17 protein-coding genes are annotated in these 20,235 nt (G+C 64.2%); 7 read left to right on the top strand and 10 right to left on the bottom strand.

Features of this window, described 5'->3' with window-relative positions; genetic code table 11:
• Positions 1–3: 3 nt before the first annotated feature.
• From KK137_RS14935 to rpoB, 5 genes are all read right to left on the bottom strand, one after another.
• Positions 4–717: a class I SAM-dependent methyltransferase gene (locus tag KK137_RS14935; protein ID WP_214537322.1), complete on the bottom strand. Its 714-nt coding sequence runs from the start codon at positions 715–717 to the stop codon at positions 4–6.
• Entirely contained in the window at positions 717–1,553 is an 837-nt protein-coding gene (locus KK137_RS14930; RefSeq protein WP_214537321.1) for a hypothetical protein, read from the bottom strand. The genes KK137_RS14935 and KK137_RS14930 overlap by 1 nt, the downstream gene beginning before the upstream one ends.
• A gap of 437 nt (positions 1,554–1,990) precedes the next feature.
• The gene (locus tag KK137_RS14925; RefSeq protein WP_214537320.1) at positions 1,991–2,722 is read right to left on the bottom strand and encodes a class I SAM-dependent methyltransferase; all 732 of its coding nucleotides are present in this window, start codon (positions 2,720–2,722) and stop codon (positions 1,991–1,993) included.
• A 104-nt stretch (positions 2,723–2,826) separates the two neighbouring features.
• Complete coding sequence (rpoC, locus tag KK137_RS14920) at positions 2,827–7,170, bottom strand: DNA-directed RNA polymerase subunit beta' (RefSeq protein ID WP_214537319.1); 4,344 nt, start codon at positions 7,168–7,170, stop codon at positions 2,827–2,829.
• A gap of 71 nt (positions 7,171–7,241) precedes the next feature.
• The gene (rpoB, locus tag KK137_RS14915) at positions 7,242–11,420 is read right to left on the bottom strand and encodes a DNA-directed RNA polymerase subunit beta (RefSeq protein ID WP_214537318.1); all 4,179 of its coding nucleotides are present in this window, start codon (positions 11,418–11,420) and stop codon (positions 7,242–7,244) included.
• Positions 11,421–11,866: 446 nt separating this feature from the next.
• Between rpoB and KK137_RS16785 the strand changes: the two genes are divergently transcribed.
• From KK137_RS16785 to rplL, 5 genes are all read left to right on the top strand, one after another.
• Positions 11,867–11,998 carry a hypothetical protein gene (locus KK137_RS16785; protein ID WP_275950711.1) on the top strand — a complete coding sequence of 44 codons (132 nt, stop codon included), beginning with the start codon at positions 11,867–11,869 and terminating at the stop codon, positions 11,996–11,998.
• 34 nt (positions 11,999–12,032) lie between these two features.
• Positions 12,033–12,563 (top strand): DUF2975 domain-containing protein, encoded by a 531-nt coding sequence (locus KK137_RS14910; RefSeq protein WP_214537317.1) that lies wholly within the window; start codon positions 12,033–12,035, stop codon positions 12,561–12,563.
• The gene (locus KK137_RS14905) at positions 12,563–12,769 is read left to right on the top strand and encodes a helix-turn-helix domain-containing protein (RefSeq protein WP_214537316.1); all 207 of its coding nucleotides are present in this window, start codon (positions 12,563–12,565) and stop codon (positions 12,767–12,769) included. Before KK137_RS14910 ends, KK137_RS14905 begins: the two co-directional genes overlap by 1 nt.
• 294 nt (positions 12,770–13,063) lie before the next feature.
• Complete coding sequence (gene rplJ / locus KK137_RS14900) at positions 13,064–13,579, top strand: 50S ribosomal protein L10 (protein WP_214537315.1); 516 nt, start codon at positions 13,064–13,066, stop codon at positions 13,577–13,579.
• Between the two features lie 68 nt (positions 13,580–13,647).
• Positions 13,648–14,022, top strand: a complete 375-nt coding sequence (gene rplL / locus KK137_RS14895) for a 50S ribosomal protein L7/L12 (RefSeq protein ID WP_214537314.1) — start codon at positions 13,648–13,650, stop codon at positions 14,020–14,022.
• A gap of 68 nt (positions 14,023–14,090) precedes the next feature.
• Here rplL and KK137_RS14890 read toward each other — a convergent pair whose 3' ends face one another.
• From KK137_RS14890 to KK137_RS14880, 3 genes are all read right to left on the bottom strand, one after another.
• On the bottom strand, positions 14,091–15,407 hold the full coding sequence (locus tag KK137_RS14890) for a cation:proton antiporter (protein ID WP_214537313.1): 1,317 nt from the start codon (positions 15,405–15,407) through the stop codon (positions 14,091–14,093).
• A gap of 118 nt (positions 15,408–15,525) precedes the next feature.
• Entirely contained in the window at positions 15,526–16,563 is a 1,038-nt protein-coding gene (locus KK137_RS14885; protein WP_214537312.1) for an alpha/beta fold hydrolase, read from the bottom strand.
• 49 nt (positions 16,564–16,612) lie between these two features.
• The gene (locus KK137_RS14880) at positions 16,613–17,083 is read right to left on the bottom strand and encodes a GNAT family N-acetyltransferase (RefSeq protein WP_250893867.1); all 471 of its coding nucleotides are present in this window, start codon (positions 17,081–17,083) and stop codon (positions 16,613–16,615) included.
• 60 nt (positions 17,084–17,143) lie between these two features.
• On the opposite strand from KK137_RS14880, the gene KK137_RS14875 reads away from it, so the two are divergent.
• Complete coding sequence (locus KK137_RS14875) at positions 17,144–17,680, top strand: TetR/AcrR family transcriptional regulator (protein WP_214537310.1); 537 nt, start codon at positions 17,144–17,146, stop codon at positions 17,678–17,680.
• A 26-nt stretch (positions 17,681–17,706) separates the two neighbouring features.
• Here KK137_RS14875 and KK137_RS14870 read toward each other — a convergent pair whose 3' ends face one another.
• Both KK137_RS14870 and KK137_RS14865 read right to left on the bottom strand, forming a co-directional pair.
• Positions 17,707–18,135 (bottom strand): DUF5990 family protein, encoded by a 429-nt coding sequence (locus KK137_RS14870; protein ID WP_214537309.1) that lies wholly within the window; start codon positions 18,133–18,135, stop codon positions 17,707–17,709.
• 4 nt (positions 18,136–18,139) lie between these two features.
• Positions 18,140–18,694 (bottom strand): c-type cytochrome, encoded by a 555-nt coding sequence (locus KK137_RS14865; RefSeq protein WP_250893866.1) that lies wholly within the window; start codon positions 18,692–18,694, stop codon positions 18,140–18,142.
• A gap of 159 nt (positions 18,695–18,853) precedes the next feature.
• Here KK137_RS14865 and KK137_RS14860 point away from each other — a divergent pair, with 159 nt between their 5' ends.
• Positions 18,854–20,230 (top strand): MATE family efflux transporter, encoded by a 1,377-nt coding sequence (locus KK137_RS14860; RefSeq protein WP_214537308.1) that lies wholly within the window; start codon positions 18,854–18,856, stop codon positions 20,228–20,230.
• Positions 20,231–20,235 lie beyond the last annotated feature (5 nt).

The following is a 20,235-nucleotide window of genomic DNA, read 5'->3' as shown; positions in this document are numbered from 1 at the left end:
GCCCTAGACCGTCTCCTTGACCAGGCGGTACAGGAAGTAGTCGGTTCCGTCGCGCCCGTGCTCGACGAGGTGCTGGGCGTCGATACGCAGGCCCAGCTTGCTAAAGGTGTGGAGGACCACCTCCCTCTCATGCTGGTTGGTTCGGGCCTTTCTCAGCGGCCTGGGTGTGAACCAGTCTCTCACCGAACGCCTAAGGTCGATCAGGTACCTGCGCAGGAACCGGCGCAGCCCCTTCGGCCCGTTGAGCAACAAGTCGCGGGGCGGGACCCAGTGGCGGACGCCCACGATCAGGTAGCGCTTCGACACCCGCCGCAGCTCCCGCAGCGAGTCCTCCAGACCGCGCGCGTCCACCCAGTTGAGGAAACGAACGCTAAGGGCGCAATCGAACTGGCCGTCGTACTCCGGGATAGTGCGAATGTCGGCGAGATCGAGAGAGCAATCGAGGCCGTCCAACTCGTTCAGCTTGCCCTGCGCGGCCCGCAACATGTCGGGCGAAATGTCGCGCCCGGCCACCTTGAAGCCGCGCTCCTGGTAGAGTTCGAGGAAGCGCCCGGTTCCGACCGGCACATCCAGGACCGAGGCGCCTGGGGGCAGAACCCGCAGCAAGTCGCGGACCGTCTCGTCCTCCGTCAGCCATTTCGTCGTGGGTGCGCGCCGGGCGTCATAGCCTGCTGCGGCCTCGCCGGTATACGCTGTGCTCAAAGCTTGAAAATCCATCAGCCGGCCTCCTGCCAAGCAACTCTGTTCCTCAAGAATTCCGCGACCTTTTCCGCTGAATCGGTGAGCGGGGCTTCGCCGTTCAATTCGAGCACGGGTACGCCACGGCGGCGCAGCAGTTCAGCGGCAAGATCGAAAGCCTCGGCCGCGTCGACGGATGCGGCATGAAGCTCGCTGTCCCCCAGGCCCAGATGAGCGTGGATCCTGCGCCCCCGGGTACGGAGACGCTCCACGATGACCTCCGGCGGCGCCGCGACGAGAACGACCGCGCCGGGCTTCGGCACCGAAGAGAAGTAAGCTTCCCTGGAAGCGCGCGCGCAAACCCATCCTTTTTGGACAAGGCCGTCCTGCTGCAGGATGTGCACCTCGGAGGGCAGGCGGGTCCAGAGATGCAGGTCGCGCAGTTCCTCCAGCATGATCGGCAGCCGGGCGAACCGGGCGAAGGCGTCACCAAAGCCGGTCCGCGCCATCTCGCTGCAACATTCGAGGAAGGCCTCCTGGGCATGCAGGGTCTGTCGAAACGAGTCCTCCGACGATTTCACCGCCAGCCGCCGGGCGTAGACTTCACCCACGCGCGGCAGTTGGAACGCGGACAGGTAGGACAGGCGCTGGAGCGGGCTTACCCGGTGCAGGCTCGCCAGCGCGGCCAGGAACCTCCCTTCCTGCGCCGTGCGATAGCTGCCGCGCCTTCCCAACCGGGCTCGCGCGGCATGATAGATCGCCGACTTTCCCACCCCGGGCGGGCCGATGAATTCGACCTGCCGTTCGGCGCCGGGAAACGCCGGAACGGCCTGGGCGGTTTCGTGAATGTGGCTGGGGCACAGGGCCGCAACCACGCGGTCGTGACGGGCCGCGACGGGGCTCGAGGCCGTGGATTGTGTCACAGGTGATGGACGGGGCCCTGTGCTGGCCATCTATGAAAGCTTGATCTTGCGCATCGTATTTCCCCTTGCGGAGGGAACACGACACCGAGCGTGGACGCCTGGGCATCGCGCGCTTTAGCCGTTGGTAACGCGGAGCAAGCTGCTTCCCGCTCAAAAGCCGCGGATCCCTGAACGAGCCTTTGTGTCAAGGACGGGATCGATTCCTTACTTTCTCAAGTTATTAAGTTGAGAATGTAAGTCAAGCGTTAGGCGGCGGTCACGGCGAGGACATGTTTGACTAATTAGTAGCGGCGAAAGAACCGGCCGATCCCCCAAACGAGTGAGGCGATAAGCCAAAGGATCATGGCGTCTGGCCCCTGCGCGAGGCCCCCGCCCGAAGTCTTAACGGGCTAGATTGCGGTCACCAGGCGATAGCCAAGATCGCATTCCTCCTGTGCCCGCAGCTCGCCGTACCGGCGCTCCCACTCTCCGCTTTCGAGATCGCGCCTCAGGCGCAACAGTCCCGCCTGCAAGCCGCCGATCTTCCAGAACGAAGAGATGCCCGAACGGACCGCTTCGTCGAGATAGGCGGCGGGCCGGGCCCAATACGCGTAAAGGAAACCGTCCGTGCAATCGCGCGGGATCGGCAGCGGTTCGATCCGGACCGGGCCCAGCCACTGCTCATAGTCAGACATGCGCGGCATCTGGGTCTCGTCCAGGGTGACGAGTTCGGGGAAATAGTCGTTGAGCCAGGCGCCGCGGTGGGCGGGATCGAAGGTCACCACCACGATCGGGCCGCGAGTGACGCGGCGCATCTCTGCCATGCCCTGCTTCTTGTCGCCCCAGTGATGGACCGTGAGCACAGCCATGCAGGCATCGAAACTCTGGTCCGCGAACGGCAGCGCTTCGGCCTTGCCCTGCATGGCCGGCGCCGCCGAAGCAGGGCGCTGGCGGATCATCTCCAGGGAAGGCTCGATCGCCGTAACCCGACGGTCCCGCGGTTCGTAGGAGCCGGTCCCGGCCCCGACGTTGAGCACGGTCTGCGCCGGTCCGAGCGCCTCCAGGATGCGCGAGGCGATCCTCGGATCAGGCTTGCGCAACTGCGAGTAGTCGATCCCGATCCGGTCGTAGATGGCGTTCATTGTCGTCCCGTCCTTCCCGGGTCGAGAATGCGCGGATCGTCGGCCAAAGAAAAGGCCCCGCCGGATCGCTCCGGCGGGGCCTTTTCTTAAGCGCGAGTCAGGGCTCACTCCTCTTCGGGAGCGGCCTCTACCTCGATCTCTTCGCTGGCCTCGGGCGCTTCAAGCGTCTCTTCGGCCTGCTGCAGGTATTCACCGGCATCCGCATCGGTGCCGTGGGTTTCGCCCTCGACCTCGGCCAACGGATCGCCGCCCAGCGCCGCTTCCGGACCCTGCTCGAGCTCGGCTGCGTGCTCCTCTTCGGCCGTGTTGGCCATGATGAGGTGCTCCTGCGCCTTCTTCCACGAGGCGCGGATCGCGGCGTCGCGGCTGTTGGCGGTGACACGCAAACGGTTCATGCCCGCGCCGGTACCGGCGGGGATGAGACGGCCGACGATCACGTTTTCCTTCAGACCGATGAGGGTGTCCTTCTTGCCCTCCACCGCGGCCTGGGTGAGGACGCGAGTGGTCTCCTGGAACGAAGCCGCCGAGATGAACGAGCGCGTCTGCAGGCTGGCCTTGGTGATGCCCAGCAGCACCGGGGTGCCGACCGCGGGCTGCTTGCCCTTGGCCAGTCCGGCGTTGATCTGGTGCATCTCCTCGGCGTCGAGCTGTTCGCCCGGCAGCAGCGTGGTGTCGCCGCCGTCGGTGATCTCGACCTTTTGCAGCATCTGGCGAACGATCACCTCGATGTGCTTGTCGTTGATCTTCACGCCCTGCAGTCGATAGACTTCCTGGATTTCCGCGACGAGGTACTCGGCCAGAGCCTCGACCCCCATCACTTCCAGGATGTCGTGCGGATTCGGGCTGCCCGAAATCAGCGTGTCGCCCTTCTTGACGAAGTCGCCTTCCTGGACGTCGATGATCTTGGTCTTCGGCACCAGGTACTCGACCGGATCGCCCTCTTCCGGAACGATCGCGATCTTGCGCTTGGCCTTGTAGTCCCGAACGAACTCGATCCGGCCGCTGATCTTGGCGATGGTCGCAACGTCCTTCGGCATGCGCGCCTCGAACAGTTCGGCCACACGGGGCAGACCGCCGGTGATGTCGCGGGTCTTGGCAGCTTCGCGCGAAGCACGAGCGAGAATGTCACCCGCTTCGACCTGCTGGCCATCGTCGACCGACAGCGCCGTGCCCGGAGCGAGCATGTAACGCGCCGCCTCGGTCTCGCCACCGCCTTCGCCGAGCAGGGTCAGACGCGGACGGAGGTCTTCCTTCTTCGACCGGCCGGTGGCGCGGTACTCGGTGACCACGCGCTGGGCGATGCCGGTGGCTTCGTCCAGGCGCTCTTCCATCGTCTTGCCTTCGGCCAGGTCCTGGTAACGGACGATGCCCGACTGCTCGGTGATGATCGGCAGGGTAAACGGATCCCACTCGGCGAGCCGCTGCCCTTCCTTCACCTTCGCGCCGTCTTCGAACATCAGCACGGTACCGTAAGGCACGCGGTGGATCGCGCGCTCACGGCCCTCGCTGTCGATGACGACCATCTCGCCGCTGCGAGCCAGCGACAGACGGCGGCCGCGCTTGTCGACGATCGTCGGCATGTCACGGTACACGACCGTGCCTTCCGAGATCGACTCCAGGTGGCTGGTTTCGTTGACCTGCGCCGCACCACCGATGTGGAAGGTACGCATGGTAAGCTGGGTCCCCGGCTCACCGATCGACTGCGCGGCGATAACGCCGACAGCTTCACCGATGTTGACCGGAGTACCACGAGCCAGGTCACGACCGTAGCACTTGCCGCAGACGCCCTGTTCCGCTTCGCAGACCAGCGGCGAACGGATCTTGGCCGACTGCACTTCGGCTTCCTCGATCGCCTTGACCATCGGTTCGTCGAGCAGGGTGCCCGACTTCACGATGACTTCGCCGGTCTTCGCGTTGACCAGGTCCTCGGCCGTAGTGCGGCCAAGGATACGCTCGCCAAGCGAAGCGATGACCGAACCACCCTGAACGATGGCGCGCATTTCCAACGCGTTCTCGGTCTTGCAGTCCTCTTCGACGATCACGCAGTCCTGCGACACGTCGACCAGGCGGCGCGTCAGGTAACCCGAGTTCGCGGTCTTCAACGCCGTATCCGCGAGACCCTTACGGGCACCGTGGGTGGAGTTGAAGTATTCGAGAACGGTCAGGCCTTCCTTGAAGTTCGAGATGATCGGCGTTTCGATGATCTCGCCCGACGGCTTGGCCATGAGGCCGCGCATACCGGCAAGCTGCTTCATCTGGGCCGGCGAACCACGGGCGCCGGAGTGGCTCATCATGTAGATCGAGTTGATCGGCTTCTGACGGCCGGTCTCGTCCAACGGCGCCGCGCGGATCTCGTCCATCATGGCGTTCGCCACCTGGTCGCCGCAACGGCTCCAGGCGTCGATCACCTTGTTGTACTTTTCCTGCTGGGTGATGAAGCCGTCCTGGTACTGCTGTTCGTAGTCGGCAACCAGCGCCTTGGTCTGGTCGACCAGCTCGGTCTTGCTGTCCGGAATGATCATGTCGTCCTTGCCGAACGAGATGCCGGCCTTGAACGCGTGACGGAAGCCCAGCGCCATGATGGCGTCGGCGAACAGCACCGTGTCCTTCTGGCCGGTGTGACGATAGACCTCGTCGATAACGTCGCCGATGTCCTTCTTGGTCAACAGGCGGTTAACGACGTCGAAGGGCACCTTGTGGCTCTTCGGCAGGCATTCGCCCATCAGCATGCGGCCCGGCGTGGTCTCGTAGCGGACCATGCGCTCGACACCGTCCTCGCCCGTCTGCGGGACGCGGCTGGTGATCTTCGAGTGCAGGGTGACCGCACCGACGTGCAGCGCCTGATGCACTTCGGCGATGTCGGCCAGGATCTTGCCCTCGCCTGGCTCGCCTTCGCGGTCCATCGACAGGTAGTAGAGACCGAGCACCATGTCCTGCGAAGGAACGATGATCGGCTTGCCGTTGGCGGGGCTGAGGATGTTGTTGGTCGACATCATCAGCACGCGCGCTTCCAGCTGCGCCTCGAGGCTCAGCGGAACGTGGACGGCCATCTGGTCGCCGTCGAAGTCGGCGTTGAAGGCCGAGCAGACCAGCGGGTGCAGCTGGATCGCCTTGCCTTCGATCAGCACCGGTTCGAACGCCTGGATGCCGAGACGGTGGAGCGTCGGGGCGCGGTTCAGGAGGACCGGGTGCTCGCGAATGACTTCGTCGAGGATGTCCCAGACTTCCTTGCGTTCCTTCTCAACCCACTTCTTCGCCTGCTTGAGAGTCATCGAAAGACCCTTGGCGTCGAGGCGGGCGTAGATGAACGGCTTGAACAGCTCGAGCGCCATCTTCTTCGGCAAACCGCACTGGTGCAGCTTGAGCTCCGGACCGGTCACGATGACCGAACGGCCCGAATAGTCGACGCGCTTGCCGAGCAGGTTCTGACGGAAGCGGCCCTGCTTGCCCTTGAGCATGTCGGACAGCGACTTCAGCGGACGCTTGTTGGCGCCGGTGATGACGCGGCCGCGGCGGCCGTTGTCGAACAGGGCGTCAACGGCTTCCTGCAGCATGCGCTTTTCGTTGCGGACGATGATGTCCGGCGCGCGCAGCTCCATCAGGCGCTTCAGGCGATTGTTGCGGTTGATCACGCGACGGTAGAGGTCGTTGAGATCCGACGTCGCGAAACGGCCGCCGTCCAGCGGGACGAGCGGGCGAAGCTCCGGCGGAATGACCGGCACGACGTCGAGGATCATCCATTCCGGGCGATTGCCCGAATCGATGAAGCTTTCGACGACCTTGAGGCGCTTGATGATCTTCTTCGGCTTGAGCGTGGACTTGGTCTCGGCCAGCTCCTTGAGCAGATCTTCCTTTTCCTGCGCCAGGTCGAGGTCGATCAGCATCTGCTTGACCGCTTCCGCGCCGATGCCGGCGGTGAAGGCGTCCTCGCCATACTCATCCTGCGCGTCGAGCAGCTCGTCCTCGGTGAGGAGCTGATACTTCTCGAGCGGGGTCAGGCCGGGCTCGGTGACGATGTAGCTCTCGAAATAGAGGACGCGCTCGAGCTGCTTGAGCTGCATGTCGAGCAGCAGGCCGATGCGCGAGGGCAGCGACTTAAGGAACCAGATGTGCGCAACCGGAGCGGCGAGCTCGATGTGGCCCATGCGCTCACGGCGGACCTTGGTCACGGTGACTTCGACGCCGCACTTTTCGCAGACGACGCCCTTGTACTTCATGCGCTTGTACTTGCCGCACAGGCACTCATAGTCCTTTACCGGACCGAAGATGCGGGCGCAGAACAGGCCGTCACGTTCCGGCTTGAACGTGCGGTAATTGATGGTTTCCGGCTTCTTGATCTCGCCGAACGACCACGACCGGATGCGCTCCGGAGAGGCGATGCCGATCTGGATCTGGTCGAACGTTTCCGGCTTGGCGAGCTGGTTGGTGAATTTGGTCAGTTCGTTCATGTTTCAATTCCCTTGCGGGTGAATTCCTGGGGCGGTTGGGAGGGCGGCCCGGTCGGCCGCCCCGATCCCGATTATTCCGCCGCCTCCGGCCACTGGTCTTCGTCGTCGGCGTCGGTCAGCGACGACAGTTCGACGTTGAGGCCGAGCGAACGCATTTCCTTCACGAGCACGTTGAAGCTCTCCGGGATGCCGGCCTCGAAGGTGTCGTCACCCTTGACGATCGCTTCGTAGACCTTGGTACGGCCGACCACGTCGTCCGACTTCACGGTGAGCATTTCCTGCAGCGTGTAGGCGGCGCCGTAGGCCTGGAGAGCCCAGACCTCCATTTCACCGAAGCGCTGACCACCGAACTGCGCCTTGCCGCCCAGCGGCTGCTGGGTGACGAGCGAGTACGGACCGATCGAACGGGCGTGGATCTTGTCGTCGACCAAGTGGTGGAGCTTGAGCATGTAGATGATGCCCACGGTCACCTTGCGGTCGAACGCCTCGCCGGAGCGACCATCGTAGAGCGTCGACTGCCCGGAGGTGTGCAGCCCGGCCTTCGCCAGCATCGCCGAAACGTCCGCCTCACGCGCGCCGTCGAACACCGGAGTGCCCATCGGAACGCCCGTCTTCAGGTTGCCCGACAGTTCCACGATCTCGGCCGTCGTGCGGGAGTCGATGTCGGCGTGGTACTGTTCTCCGTAGATGTCCTTCAGCTTCTCGACCACGGCAGCCGGCGGAGCCGATGCCTCGGGGTTCGGGTTGGCTTCGCGCCATTCCTCCAGCGCCGCCGCAACCTGGTGGCCCAGAGCGCGTGCGGCAAAGCCGAGGTGGGTCTCGAAGATCTGCCCGACGTTCATGCGCGAAGGCACGCCCAGCGGGTTGAGCACCAGGTCGACCGGGGTGCCGTCTTCCATGAACGGCATGTCCTCCACCGGCAGAATGCGGCTGATGACACCCTTGTTGCCGTGACGGCCGGCCATCTTGTCGCCCGGCTGCAGCTTGCGCTTCACCGCGACGAAGACCTTGACCATCTTGAGCACGCCCGGCGCCAGTTCGTCGCCCCGCTCGAGCTTCTCCTTGCGGTCTTCGAACTTGTCCTTGATGCGCTTCACGGCCTCGTCATACTGGCCCTTCACCGCTTCGAGCTGCGACTGGACGGCATCGTCCGCGACGGCGAACTTGAACCAGTCGTGGCGGTCAACCGAGTCCAGCGTTTCGCTGTCGATCTTCACACCCTTCTTGAGACCCTTCGGCGCGGCCGCTGAGACCTGGCCTTCGAGCATTTCGCGCAGGCGGTTGTAGGTCGCGCGGTTGAGAATGTTGCGCTCGTCCTCGCTGTCCTTCTTGAGGCGTTCGATTTCCTCGTTCTGGATGGCGCGGGTACGGTCGTCGATCTCGATGCCGTGACGGTTGAAAACGCGCACTTCGACGACCGTGCCGGCAACGCCCGGCGGCAGCTTGAGCGAAGTGTCGCGAACGTCCGAAGCCTTTTCGCCGAAGATCGCGCGGAGGAGCTTTTCTTCCGGCGTCATCGGGCTTTCGCCCTTCGGCGTGATCTTGCCGACCAGGATATCGCCCGGGTGCACTTCGGCGCCGATGTAGACGATGCCCGCCTCGTCGAGGTTGCGCAGCGCTTCCTCGCCGACGTTCGGGATGTCGCGGGTGATGTCTTCCGGCCCGAGCTTGGTGTCGCGAGCCATGACTTCGAACTCCTCGATATGGATCGAGGTGAACACGTCATCCTTCACGATCCGCTCGGAGATCAGGATCGAGTCTTCGTAGTTGTAGCCATTCCACGGCATGAACGCGACCAGGCTGTTCCGGCCGAGCGCCAGCTCGCCGAGGTCGGTTGAAGGACCGTCGGCGATGATGTCGCCCTGTTCGACCACGTCACCCACCTTCACCAGCGGACGCTGGTTGATGCAGGTGTTCTGGTTCGAGCGCTGGAACTTCTGCAGGTTGTAGATGTCGACACCCGGGTTGCCGGCATCGACGTCGCCGCTGGCCCGGATGACGATACGGGTCGCGTCGACCTGGTCGATCACGCCCGCGCGGGTGGCGGCGATGGCCGCACCCGAGTCACGCGCAACGGTCTCTTCCATGCCGGTGCCGACGAACGGCGCCTCGGCCTTGAGCAGAGGCACGGCCTGGCGCTGCATGTTCGAGCCCATCAGCGCGCGGTTGGCGTCGTCGTTCTCGAGGAACGGAATCAGCGAGGCCGCGACCGAGACGAGCTGCTTCGGCGAAACGTCCATCAGGGTGACGGTTTCGCTCGGAGCCATCACGAACTCGCCGTTCTGGCGGGCCGAGACCAAGTCTTCGACGAAGTGCTTGCTGTCGTCGAGATCGGCCGAAGCCTGCGCGACGGTGTGCTTCTGCTCTTCCATCGCGGAGAGGTAAGTAACCTCGCCGGTGACGGTCCCGTCGATCACGGTCCGGTACGGGGTTTCGATGAAGCCGTACTTGTTGACGCGCGCGAAGGTCGAAAGCGAGTTGATCAGACCGATGTTCGGGCCTTCCGGCGTTTCGATCGGGCAGATACGGCCATAGTGCGTCGGGTGAACGTCGCGGACTTCGAAGCCCGCGCGCTCACGGGTGAGACCACCCGGTCCGAGCGCCGAGACGCGGCGCTTGTGGGTGACTTCCGACAGCGGGTTGGTCTGGTCCATGAACTGCGAGAGCTGGCTCGAACCGAAGAACTCGCGCACCGCGGCGACCGCGGGCTTGGCGTTGATCAGGTCGTTCGGCATGACGGTCGAGACGTCGACCGAGCTCATGCGCTCCTTCACGGCGCGCTCCATACGGAGCAGGCCGACGCGGTACTGGTTCTCGAGCAGCTCGCCCACCGAACGGACGCGGCGGTTGCCGAGGTTGTCGATGTCGTCGACCTCGCCCTTGCCGTCCTTGAGGTTCACCAGTTCCTTGACCACGGCGAGGATGTCTTCCTTGCGCAGGGTGGTCACGGTGTCTTCGGCGTCGAGGCCGAGACGCATGTTGAGCTTCACGCGGCCGACGGCCGAGAGGTCATAGCGCTCCGGATCGAAGAACAGGCCTTCGAACAGGGCTTCGGCGGTTTCCTTCGTCGGCGGCTCGCCCGGGCGCATGACCTTGTAGATCGCCTCGAGGCCTTCCTCGCGGTTTTCCGCCTTGTCGGCCTGCAGGGTGTTGCGCATCCAGGCGCCGGTGGTGACGTGGTCGATGTCGAGCAGCTCGAGCTGGTCGATGCCGGCCTTGTCGATCTTCTCGAGGTTCTCAGGAGAGACTTCCTCGCCCGCCTCGATGTAGATGCGGCCGGTGCTCTCGTCGATCAGGTCCCGGGCCGAATAGCGGCCGAAGACTTCCTCGGTCGGGATCAGCAGGGTTTCGAGGCCATCCTTGGCCGCCTTGTTGGCCGCGCGCGGGCTGACCTTCTGGTTGGCGGGGAACACTTCCTCGCCAGTCTTGGCGTCGACCAGGGCGAAGCCCGGCTTGGCATTGCGCCACTGCTCGGCGGCGAAGGGAATTTCCCAGCCGTTGGCGCCGCGCTTCCAGGTGATCGCTTCGTAGAAGTAGTCGAGGATGTCCTCGCTGTTGAGACCGAGGGCGAACAGCAGCGCGGTGACCGGCAGCTTGCGCTTGCGGTCGATACGCACGTTGACGATGTCCTTGGCATCGAACTCGAAGTCGAGCCACGAACCCCGGTACGGAATCACGCGGGCCGCGAAGAGGAACTTGCCCGAAGAGTGCGTTTTGCCGCGGTCATGGTCGAACAGCACACCCGGCGAACGGTGCATCTGCGACACGATCACGCGCTCGGTGCCGTTAATGATGAAGGTGCCGTTCTCGGTCATGAGCGGCATGTCGCCCATGTAGACGTCCTGCTCCTTGATATCGAGGACGGAGCGGGTCTCGGTCTCGGTATCGACCTCGAACACGATCAGGCGCAGCGTGACCTTCATCGGGGCGGCATAAGTGATGCCGCGCTGACGGCACTCGGTGGTGTCGTACTTCGGGTCTTCGAGTTCGTAATGGACGAAGTCGAGCTCGGCGGTGCCGGCGAAGTCGCGGATCGGGAACACCGAACGCAAGGTCTTCTCGAGGCCGGAGACGTAGCCGGTGCTCTTGTCCGAGCGCAGGAACTGCTCGTAGCTTTCGCGCTGAACCTCGATCAGGTTCGGCATCTGCACCACTTCGTGGATGTCGCCGAAGATCTTGCGGATGCGCTTCTTCTTGCTCTGGACGGTCGCAACGGACGCGGCGCCGGTGGCCTCTGACTTCTTCGCCATGGAGGGAGTTGCCTCTTCGCTATGCTTCGCCGGAATGGGTCCGGCGTGAATTTCTTGCCCTGTGCGGGGCGGCTCCACCGAAACGCCGAAAGAGCCGCAGGCACACCGCTCCCCTTCCGGGACCGGAGCTGCAGCATTGGCGACGAATCGAGCGGATTACCCGACGCTTCCTTCCGTGGAGAACCCCCGCACATGGGCCCGCCTTGCTCGAAGCTGTCGAATGGATGGCGGATATAGGAGCGACCCCCGCGCAAGTCAAACCCACGGGACCCCTGAATCGCACGATTCGCCAATGACTTTCCGTTCAGCGTCCCCGCGCGGGTATCCTGCGAAACGGGATTTTCCGTATTTCAATCAGAACCATATCGTTTTTCGATATTATCGATTGACGATAAGCGCGAATCGGCTTATTGAATATCGATATCGACCATATTGGAGATCGAGAAATGACCAGAGTGATCGAACAAACCGCCGCCCTGCTCGTTGCAGTGCTCCTCGTCACCATTTCGTTTGCAGAAGTCGCGTCGGTACCCGTCGAGCGGACCGGCATTGTCATCGCCGCGCCGATCCTCGCCTGATCGGCCGGCCGGACCTGCAACAGGGGAAGACGCAATGAACACACTCACCAAGGATCCGCTGCTGACGACGGGGAAGGTCCTGACCATCCTGGTACGGATCGGCCTGGTCATCGGCATGATCGGGCTCGGCATTGCCGGCACCGTCGTCGCGATCGGAGCGACCGGGCTGACCGAGCACATTATCGTCAAGACCACCGGTGTCGGCGAAGTGAAGTGGGCCGCCGTGCTCGCCATCTTCACCATGCTCATCTCGCTCGGGCTGATGTACGACTTCGCGACCCGGTTGGCGCAGATCATCGACACCGTCGGCAAGGGCGATCCCTTCACGCTTGAGAACGCTGCGCGCCTGACCCGCATGGGGTGGCTGGCGCTCATCGTGCAGATCCTCGCGATCCCCCTCACCGTGGTTTCGTCCTGGCTCGAGACCCGCGTCGACGAAGGCGTGTTCCAGCTGCAGTCCGACCTCTCATTCACCGGCCTGGTGGTAGCCGTGCTGATGTTCATCCTCGCCCGGGTGTTCCGCAAGGGCGCCGAGATGCGCGAAGACCTGGAGGGGACCGTCTGATGCCGATCACCGTAAAGCTGGACGACCTGCTCTATCAGCGCCGCATGACCCTGACCGAGCTTGCCGAACGGATCGACCTGACGCTCGCCAACGTCTCGATCCTCAAGACCGGCAAGGCCAAGGCGATCCGCTTCTCGACGCTCGAGGCGATCTGCCGAGAGCTGGATTGCCAACCGGGCGACGTATTGGGATATGAAGGGGACTGACGGATTTCTTGACTCCGCGCCCGAATTGTCTAGAGGCCCGCCCCTGACTGGCGGGCCTTTGTCCGTCGGTCATCCGTCCGAGACAGTTGGTGCACCGGGTCTGCCGGCGCTTAATTTCCAGCCTAGACGGGGAAAAGAGATTTCCGGGCAGCGCTATTGGCGCGTGCCCCTATCGCGTTTCGGCGCAACTCCTTCCCCTTCAACGGACCAATGCCCGTGTCGATGCTCGGCATGGGTCAATGTGAGCCGGTCGCGCGCACCAATACGTGTGCGGCCATTGTGAAGGAGTAAGGCATGGATCGTTCGCAGAAAGCCGATTCGGTCGCAGCCCTCAACGCGGTCTTCAACGAGGTCAGCGTGGTGGTCGTCACCCGCAACCTCGGCTTGTCGGTGGCTCAGTCCACCGCCCTGCGCGGAAAGATGCGCGATGCGGGTGCGTCGTACAAGGTTGCGAAGAACCGCCTCGCCAAGCTCGCCCTGAAGGACACCCAGTACGAAGGCCTCGAGGAACACCTCACCGGCCCGACTGCCCTGGCATGGTCGACCGATCCGGTCGCCGCTGCCAAGGCCGCGGTGGAATTCGCCAAGACGAACGACAAGCTCGAAATCGTCGGCGGCGCCATGGGCAGCACGAAGCTCGACGCGGAAGGGGTCAAGGCGCTCGCCTCGATGCCTTCGCTCGACGAGCTCCGGGCGAAGATCGTCGGCCTGGTCAACGCGCCCGCCACCAAGGTGGCGCAGCTGGCCAATGCCCCGGCGGCAAAGCTTGCTCGCGTGTTCGGCGCATATGCCGCCAAGGACGCAGCGTAAGCGGTTTTTCAGTTCTCGAATTCCCGTCCCGCATGGGGCGGTCCATCATTTGAACGGAGTATTTTAACATGGCCGATATCGCCAAGCTCGTTGAAGACCTGTCGCAGCTGACCGTCATGGAAGCTGCCGAACTCGCCAAGGCCCTGGAAGAAGCATGGGGCGTTTCCGCCGCTGCTGCTGTGGCCGTTGCCCCGGCTGGTGCTGGCGCTGCCGCCGAAGCCGTCGAGGAGAAGACCGAGTTCGACGTCATCCTGACCGGTGACGGTGGCAAGAAGATCCAGGTGATCAAGGAAGTCCGCGCCATCACCGGCCTGGGCCTGACCGAAGCCAAGACCCTCGTTGAATCGGCTCCGAAGCCGCTCAAGGAAGGCATCAACAAGGCTGAAGCCGAAGAGATCAAGAAGAAGATCGAGGAAGCCGGCGGCACCGTCGAGCTCAAGTAAGCCTCGGTCCTTTCGGATCAAACACGAGAGGGCGGTGCCGCGAGGCGCCGCCCTTTTCGTTTGGGCTCTTAGCGAACTCGCGTCGGGGCCAGTTCGGGCTTGGCCGACCCCGCTTCCTCATCGTCTTCGTTGAGGTGGCCGAGTTCACCGCTGGCGCGCGCCTTCTTGCCGTAGACGATCTCGAACAGCGGCGAGGCCATCAACGTCGTCACGATCGCCATCATCACCAACATCGAGAACAGCGCCGGGCCGATAATGCCCTTCTGCAAGCCGATGTTGATGATGATGAGCTCCATCAGGCCGCGCGCGTTCATCAGGGCGCCCAGCGCCATGGCCGTCGGATTGTCCTGACCGGTGGCTCGCGCCGCAGCCCAGCACGCCAGGGCCTTGGCGGCGATCGATCCGAGGAGGATCACTCCGGCAATCGCCGCCAGGGTCCAGCTGTTGACCATGGTGAGCTGCGTGTTGAGTCCAGAGAAGACGAAGAACATCGGCACCAGCAGCGCTATGGTGAACGGCTCCATCTGCCGCTTGATCTCGCGCGTCAGCAATCCGCGCGGCATGGCGATGCCGAGCAGGAAGCCGCCGAACACCGAATGCAGACCTGCCGCGTCCATCGCCCAGGCGCTCAAGCCGAACAACATGACGACCACCGCCAGGAGCGGCGGGGTGATCTTGCCTTCACGTTCGGCCCAGCGAGCGAGCGGGGCTAATACCCTGGGTCCGAGCAGGATCATGAACGCCGCGAACAGGCCGCCGCCAAGCACGGCCTTGAAGGCCACTTCCGCGCCACCGCCAAAGCTCGCGAGCACGATCGCCAGAACGGTCCAGGCTCCCGCGTCGTCGATCGCGCCGGACGAGAGAGCGAGCGAACCGAGCGGGGTCTTGGTCAGGCCGCGCTCCTGGATGATCCGGGCCAGCACCGGAAAGGCGGTGATCGAGATGCATGCGCCCATGAACAGCGTGGCCTGCACTCGGGTGACGCTCTCCCCAAACAGATGAAGGTCGAGCAACCAGGGCGTTAGCGCGACAGCGATAAGGAAGGGCGCCAGCATTCCGGAGAGCGATACCGCGACAGCGCTCTTGGCGTTGTCGCGGAAGTGATCGGTGCGAAATCCTAGGCCGACGAGAAACATGTAGAGCCCCACGCCCAGCTGGGCGCAGACATAGAGGACTGGTTTGCTGTCCGGCGGAAAAATCGTCGCCTGGATCTCCGGGGCTAGCAGGCCCAGCAATGAAGGGCCCAGAATGACGCCGGCGATCATCTCGCCGATCACCTGCGGCTGGTCGAAGAATCGCTTCATGACCCAGCCCATCGCGCGACACGCGGCGACGATGACGAAGATCTGCAGAAAGAACGCGACGCTTAACTCGCCGAGACCCACAGCACCCTCCCAGATATTCTATTTGTGGTAGCGTTATCATGGCGGCCCGCGGGAGGACAACTGCGATCGCATGAATGTCCGCAATGACCGCGCTCCGGTCGCCGTGGTGGATCGCGACCTAAGGTTTGGCGGCGCGCACCTCGCCCACCACGGCGTCGACCGCGTCGATTACGACCTGGGGCTTGGTCCGCTGGATGTAGTGGTTCGCCCCGGGCACGCGGGCGTTGATCCCCCGGGTGGACAAGGCGGCTAGCTGTTCATGCTGGCGGCCCCATTCCTCAGCCCAAGCAGCCATGCGCGCCGCCTCGTCCGCCGTGGCCCCAGGCGGAGTTGGCAACGGGGCTGTCGCGGTCAGTACTATCAACGGCATGTCGCCATAATTGCGCGCGGGATTGACGGCGATTTTTGCGTCATCCGCGAACGTGGTGAGAAAGGATGCCATCGTCTCATACTGGATGGGGTTGCTGACCTTTGCTCCGAACGCCTGGGCGAGCTCGGGAGGAAAGAACTCCGGGTAGTGCATACAACGGTCGGGATCGGGGCCGCCCAGTTTTACCCTGCCCTCGCGGATCGCCGCCGCGCACTTGCGGAACAGGACCGGCGCGCCGGTTTCGGGGTCCGGCGAAGGAAGCCCGACGCGCTCGCCCGCCGCCATCTGATCCGGAAAGCTCGAATCGACCAGCACCATGCCGACGACCTGGTCCGGATGCCTGTCCGCGTAGAGCAGGCTTTCGTAGCCGCCGAGCGAGTGGCCGACCATGACATAGGGGCCGGGTATCTTGCCGGTGGCAAGCGCCGTCTCAAGGGCGGCGGTCGTGGTCGCGACGGTGTGCTTTCCGTCCGCCCCGTCACTGAGGCCCCAACCCGGACGGTCCCAGGCGCAGACCCTGGTCACCTTCGCCATTTCGGGCTGCACGGTGCCCCAGGCCATACCCGCGAAATCGCCCATTCCGGCGGTCAGAATGACAGTTGGCGAGCCTTCGCCCATGCAAGTGATGCCGAGCGTCCGTCCGTCGGGTAGCTTCACGGAATCGGCGGGACTGGCATAGGGCACCAGGGATGCCTTGAGTTCGTCGAGCGAGGGCCCCATCTGCGCCTGCACCGAAGCGGCCGTCACCGCGGTCAGCGCCAATAGGCTGGTCTTGAACAGCTTCATCCGATCGTCTCCCCTTGCTCGATCTCACACCCGATGACGGCGGCTTTGGCTACCGCAGGGTGAGACCCAAGAACTCCGTGCCCGGCAGGGGGTTGAACGATACGGGATCGGCCGGGATGAACCCCAGCTCCGCATAAAGCTTCCTCGCCTGCTTGAACTCCTCAAGCACGTCCAACCTCATTTCCTGGTATCCGGCCTCCTTCGCCTCGGCGATCAGGCACTCCACCATTTGTCTGCCGAGTCCCGCCTGCCTTGCGCTAGGCCGGACATAGAGCCGCTTCATCTCGCAGAGGGTGCCGCTGATCCTTCGCAGGCTGACGCATCCAGCGATGCCTCCATCCCTTTCCGCCAGAAGCAGCCTGCCTTCGGGCGGCGCATATTTGCCCGGGATATCGGCAAACTCGGCTTCGTAGCCTTGATAGTCGAGACTGACGCTCGGACTGCTGACGAATTCACGCCAGATTTCGAGAACGGCATGCGTATCCTCGGGAAAGCGAGCGTGCCTCACGACGCTGTTCATGGCGTCCCTCCCGCAATTGCCGGCTAGACTAACACTGTTAGTTTGGCACATTGATCCCTGATGACAAGCGGGAATCTGGATCGAGACGCCATCGTGCGCGCGGCCTTGGCCATCCTGGCCGAACACGGCTTGCAAGCGGTCAGCCTGCGCAACGTTGCCGCGGCCGTCGGCGCCCGGGCCCCTTCGCTCTACTGGCATGTCGCCAACAAGACGGCGCTGTTCGGCCTGATGTCGGAAGCGATTTTCCGCGAATGCCTCGATCAGGTAGAAGCCTCGGATGACTGGCGGGAATGGCTGCACAGCCTTGGGACCACCGTGTGGCACACGCAGCGGCGGACTCGCGATGTGCACCAGCTCATGATGCAATCGTCGATGGACCCTGAGGTCCTGCGCGGCTTCACCTCGCGAATGGTCGCCGAGTTGACCGCTCGTGGCCTCGATCCGGCCATCGCTTTCGAGGCGCAGAAGTCGGTCCTGGCGCTAGCTACTGGCTGGACGATGATGCCGAAGGACCCTGCCTTCGAGGTCAACCCGCAGGAGCAGAGCTTCCTGCATTGTCTGGACGTGGTGATCCGCGGGTGGGATCGCTCCGACTGACGGGCTGGGGCGAAAGCGATCCCTGCCTAAACCACCCGCCAGACCACCGGCCTGATCGTCGCACACGCGGGTGAGCCATCCTTGGCCGTGCCGTTGATCTGCCCGACCAGCACCCCACCCTTCGCCGCCTTGTCGAGCAGCGCCGGCTCAATATCATGAATGTCGATCTTCATCCGCCGGGTCCACGGCGACGCGCAGTCGCCAGCGGCCGTTCCGATGCGGATGTAGACGAAACGGCGTTCGGGCCCTTCTCGACGGACTTGCTTGCCGAAGAACTTGGCGCCGCCTTCGATGCGCTCGACGCGCAGCGGGAAGTCGAAAGCGAGCGCCTCACCCGCTTTCGAGGTCTTGGGATCGAGCGGGGCGTCGTCTTCCTGAAGGCTGTGCAGGACGCCGGGGACCGGCTGCTCGATCACGATGCGCGCGCGGATCTCGAATTGATCCGCGCGCGCCATCGGGTCAGAGACCCTTGATGTAGTCGATGATCGCCTGGCGCTTGGTCGCGTCCTTGACGCCGCCGAAGGCCATCTTGGTGCCGGGGACGACACCGCGCGGATCGGTCAGGTACTTGTCGAGCGTGGCCTGGTTCCAGACGAGGCCCGAATCCTTCATCGGCTGACTGAACTCGAATCCCGGCACGGCGCCGGCCTTCTCACCCCAGATACCGGCCAGCGACGGACCGATGCCGTTCTTGCCCGGCTCGACCGAGTGGCAAGCCTTGCACTGAGCGAAGGCCGCCGGCTCGACCGCAGTGGCAGCAGCCGCCGTCGTGGCAGTGGCCTTGGCAGTCGGGGTCGGCGTCGGGCTCGGTGATTCGCTGGGAGTGGCCTCGGGAGTGGGCGTTGCGGCGGGAGTCGCCGTGTCGGTGGCCTCCGGCGTCGCGAGGGGAGTTGCATCGGTGACGGAAGCGGTCGGCTCTTCAGCCTGGTCATTCCCGCCGCCACAAGCGGCGAGGGCCAGCGCGAGCGCGAAGGCAGAAGTGAAACGGGCAGCAGTCGTGGGGGCGAACATCATCAATGCATCCCTTTAGGAGAACTCGCATGCCCTCTATCGCGTGATTTTCCGGATAGGAAGAGCTTGTGGCCCCGGGGCCGCACAAGGGTGCGAAACGTCGCAATAGGGATACATCCTGGGTTTCGCCGCCCCGCCGTCGCGCCTATCCGGGCCGGCTTCATGTTCGAGACCTCTCCTTCCACCTGGCGCGGCGAGCTGGCTGCGACCTTGCGTCTTGCGGGGCCGCTGGCGGCTGCCAACCTGCTGCAGATGCTGGTCTATGCGATCGACGTGATCTTTGTCGCCCGACTGGGCGAACAGGCGTTGGCCGCGGCTAGCCTATCGATCTCTCTGTTCGGTCTGATGATGTGGTGCTTTTCGGGCATGACCGGGATGGTCGCCGCCCTGATCGCCGCCGAGCTGGGCCGTCGCCGGCATGCGGTGCGCGAGGTGCGGCGGAGCGCGCGGATGGCGCTGTGGCTGGGCGTTGCCTGCGGCCTGCTGGGCATGACGGTCTGCTGGTTCGGACACGAGGTGATGCTCCTGGCGGGGCAAGAGCCGCACATTGCCGAACGGGCCGGACACTTCCTGCGCGTAATCATGTGGGCCATGATCCCGATGATCCTGGCCAATGTGCTGCGCTCGGTGGTCTCGGCACTGGGGCGGCCGCTGTTCGCCACCGCGATCACCGGACTGGCGATCGGCGTGGCAGCGCTGGGCAACTACGCCTTCGTCTTCGGCAATCTCGGCGCGCCCGCGCTCGGGCTCGAAGGATCGGCGCTCGCCAGTGTGCTGACCGCGATCTTCATGTTCTGCGCCTACGTCGCCGCGATCTGGTCCAACCGCCGGATGAGTCGCTATCGCTTGTTCGGCAACTGGTGGCGTTCGGAATGGAGCCGGTTCCGTGAACTGGTACGGACCGGCACTCCTGTGGCGCTGACCATCCTTGCCGAGGCAGGGCTCTTCAGCGGGGCCGCGTTTCTGATGGGCCTGATCAGCTCGGCCCAGCTCGCAGCGCATACCATTGCGCTGCAGATCGGCGCGCTTGCCTTCCAGATCCCCTTCGGCATCGGCCAGGCCGCGACGATCCGGGTCGGCTATCACTTCGGACGGCGCGACCCGGCCGCGGTCGGCCGCGCGGGTTGGGTGGCGATCATCGCGGGGGGCAGCTTCATGCTGCTGACCGCGTCGCTGATGTTGTTCACGCCCAAGCTGTTGCTCGGCATCTACGTCGATACCGAAGCGCCCGAGAACGCCGTGCTGATGAGCTACGCCTTGAGGTTCATGGTCGTGGCCGCGGCCTGGCAGATCGTCGACGGGCTGCAGGCCGTTGCCGGCGGCTCCCTGCGCGGATTGCAGGATACGCGCGTGCCGATGCTCTACGCACTGTTCGGCTATTGGGTGCCGGGCCTCGGCACCGCGGTAGCCCTCGGCTTCTTCACCCCCTTCGAAGGACTCGGGATCTGGATCGGCCTCGCGGTGGGCCTCACTGTGGTTGCCTCGCTCATGCTCTGGCGTTGGAGCCACCGCGCCCGCCTCGGCCTGCTACCGGTCTAACGAGA

Origin of the sequence: Croceibacterium selenioxidans, assembly GCF_018599195.1 — a bacterium.
In the GTDB taxonomy this organism is placed as follows: Bacteria; Pseudomonadota; Alphaproteobacteria; order Sphingomonadales; family Sphingomonadaceae; genus Croceibacterium_A; species Croceibacterium_A selenioxidans.
This window is presented reverse-complemented; position numbering and strand designations above follow the sequence as displayed.